General features: G+C 61.1%; 2 protein-coding genes. One reads left to right on the top strand and one right to left on the bottom strand.

Going from position 1 to position 2,586, the window contains the following annotated elements; genetic code table 11:
- Positions 1 to 123: 123 nt before the first annotated feature.
- Positions 124 to 807: a methyltransferase domain-containing protein gene (locus tag EOL86_13565; GenBank protein NCD26603.1), complete on the top strand. Its 684-nt coding sequence runs from the start codon at positions 124 to 126 to the stop codon at positions 805 to 807.
- Between the two features lie 49 nt (positions 808 to 856).
- Here the strand turns inward: EOL86_13565 and EOL86_13560 are convergent, their stop codons facing one another.
- Entirely contained in the window at positions 857 to 2,026 is a 1,170-nt protein-coding gene (locus EOL86_13560) for an MFS transporter (protein ID NCD26602.1), read from the bottom strand.
- Positions 2,027 to 2,586: the final 560 nt, after the last annotated feature.

Here is a 2,586-nt window from a genome sequence, read left to right as displayed (position 1 = left end):
AACCTCTTGGATGAAGAGTATGTCACCCGGGCGTTTGCCGTGAACGACGCGTGGTATGGCCGGGCCGGAGAGCCGCAGGTTTTTGGCGTGAACGTGAAATTCTATTTCTAGCGGAGACAGACCATGAACGCAGAACTCTCCCGGCAAACACCGGACAACGAACAATTCCCCCTCGCCAGCGAAGCGCCCTTGGCTTCCAAGCCGATCGGGCTCAAAGGGCGTCTCTCGGCCAGATTGATGACCTGGGTGCATGGCGCGGAATACCGGGCCGTGGCCGAAACCCTCAAAATCGGGCCAACCGACCGGCTGGTCGAAATCGGCTGCGGCGCAGGCTATTTTCTGCGCACATACGGCGCAATCGCCGCAGCCGTGGCCGGACTGGATCATTCTCCGGACATGGTGACCCTGGCCGGACGGCAAAACCGACACCGGGCCGCAGCCGGCAAGGCCGACATCCGCCAGGGCGATGCCGGCCATCTGCCCTGGGGCGATGGACAGTTCACAACGGCCGCAGCCATCGCCACCTTCCTGTTCTGGCCCGAACCATTACAGGCCCTTCGGGAAGTCCATCGGGTTCTTTCCCCCGGAGGGCGACTGGCCATCGGACTGGGCTGGAACGCCGACGACGGCGTGGATCACCGCGCGCATGTAAAAAAACACGGCATCCGCCTCTATTCAGGCCGGGAAATGAAAACCCTGTTTGCCGAGGCGGGCTTCACGGACATTTCCATCCGCTATTTCAAGGCATTCATGGAGCCCAAAGGCATGGTCGCCTCGGCGGTAAAGCCTGACGTAGCAAAGGAATGAAAGTACGCGCCGGTTTCCGGTAAACGGCCTCTACCACGCAGGAACGCGTTCAATTCTTCTGCGCCGACCGCAGCGTGAACAAAACCCACGGCTGCACTAAGGCGAACACGATGGACAGCAGCGCGACACCGGGCATACCCGTCAGCGACCCCGTTTCCGTGGTGCCGAGCAGAAACGAGGACGCCACGCTTCCCATTCCGCTGCCGATGTGCTGCGCCGAAGCCAGAAACGACATGAATCCGGCGCGCCGGCCGGGACTGGCAAACCTTGCGGCCTCCACCGTCGCGGACACATTGCGCATGCAGGCCGCGCCCATGAACAGAACGAACACCAACGACAAGGGCGTCAGATTTTCGTGCATGAACCCGTCCGCCGTGAACAGAACAAGGAGGACCGTGGCCACGATGTTGACCGGCGCGCTTCCCATCCTGTCAGACAAACGTCCTCCCGCCTGCATCATGAACAGGCTGACAAGGCCGCCCACGCAATACAAGGCGCCGAGGCCCTCTCTCGGAAACCCTCTATTCATCTGAAAATATGCGGAAATATTGGGAATAATCAAAAATGCGGAAAACATGGACGCCCCCATCATTCCCAAGGCCAGCCCCTGCCAGACATTCATCTCCGGCAGCCCGCCTCCGCGGCCTTTTCCCGCAAGATGTCCGGTCATGGAGGGAGCGGCGAAAAGCAGACCGAGCACCGCCAATCCCCCCAACGCGGCAATGCCCACAAACGGATACCGCCATGTTCCGAACCTCGCCAGCTCCAGACCGATCGGCACGGCCGCAATGGATGAAATGGAAAACGCGCCCATGACCACGGCCAGGGCCCGTCCCCTGCGTTCCGGAGGAACGACATCCGTGACCATGGCCAGGGCGATGGCCGCGCACGGCCCGCCAAACATGCCCGCCAACACCCTGGCGCTGACCAGCCCGGCGAGATCAGTGGCCAGGGTTGTCGACAAGGTCGCCACGGCCAAACCGGAAACAACGACAAGGGCGACGCGCCGACGATCGAACCTATCCAAAAAACCGGCGCTCAAAATCCCGGAAAAAGCCACCGCCAGGGTATAGCACCCGCAAATAATGCCCATGTCGGCATTGGACACCGGAATTTCCCTGGCAATGTCCGGCCCCAGGGGCATGACAATCATGTAATCCATCATGTTCACAAACTGAATGAGCGCGGCCATCCAGACGACCTTGCGTTCCTGATTCATAAAAAACTCCTGCTGCGGACGCTTCAAAAAGCGACCGTGTCGCCGTTTCCAATGTAAACATTGGCGACGTCCTTCCCGACGGACACGACGCGTGAATACGACCGAAACGCTTCGGTGCCGCGCACAACGGGCAATCCGGCGGCCAGCGCTCTGGCGGCCCAGACCCTGCCCGTGCAGTGGTTGCAGGCGATCTTCCGGAGGCCCGCCGCACGCAAGGCCAGAATGCTGGCCTCCATCTGCGGCTCCCAATGTTCAAAGGGCGCGATATGCAGCCCGCCATAGCATCCGTACACGACATTTCCATCGGCGAAATGCGTCCGGCAATAGTCCAGAAGAGACCCGATTCCGGGATGGCCGCAGCCGGTGACCACCACGTACCCCTTGCCGTGAACCTTGACGAAGACGACGTTTTCGCCCCGGACCCCAAGAGGCATCGTCACGTCGAAAGGCACGATGCAAAGCCCCGGCTGCGGGATGTACACACGTCCGAACTCGGTGGGGATGCGTATTCCGCGATGCGCGACGCTGTTGACCGGACCGCCGGGAGTCCTGGAAAAATC

The sequence above is a fragment of the Deltaproteobacteria bacterium genome (genome assembly GCA_009930495.1).
In the GTDB taxonomy this organism is placed as follows: domain Bacteria; phylum Desulfobacterota; class Desulfovibrionia; order Desulfovibrionales; family Desulfomicrobiaceae; genus Desulfomicrobium.
The sequence above is the reverse complement of the archived record's forward strand: the minus strand, read 5'-3'. Positions and strand labels throughout refer to the sequence as shown.

Coding starts and splice junctions, on each gene's coding strand:
- EOL86_13565 (NCD26603.1), top strand. CDS start 124: ATGAACGCAGAACTCTCCCGGCAAACACCGGACAACGAACAATTCCCC.
- EOL86_13560 (NCD26602.1), bottom strand. CDS start 2,026: ATGAATCAGGAACGCAAGGTCGTCTGGATGGCCGCGCTCATTCAGTTT.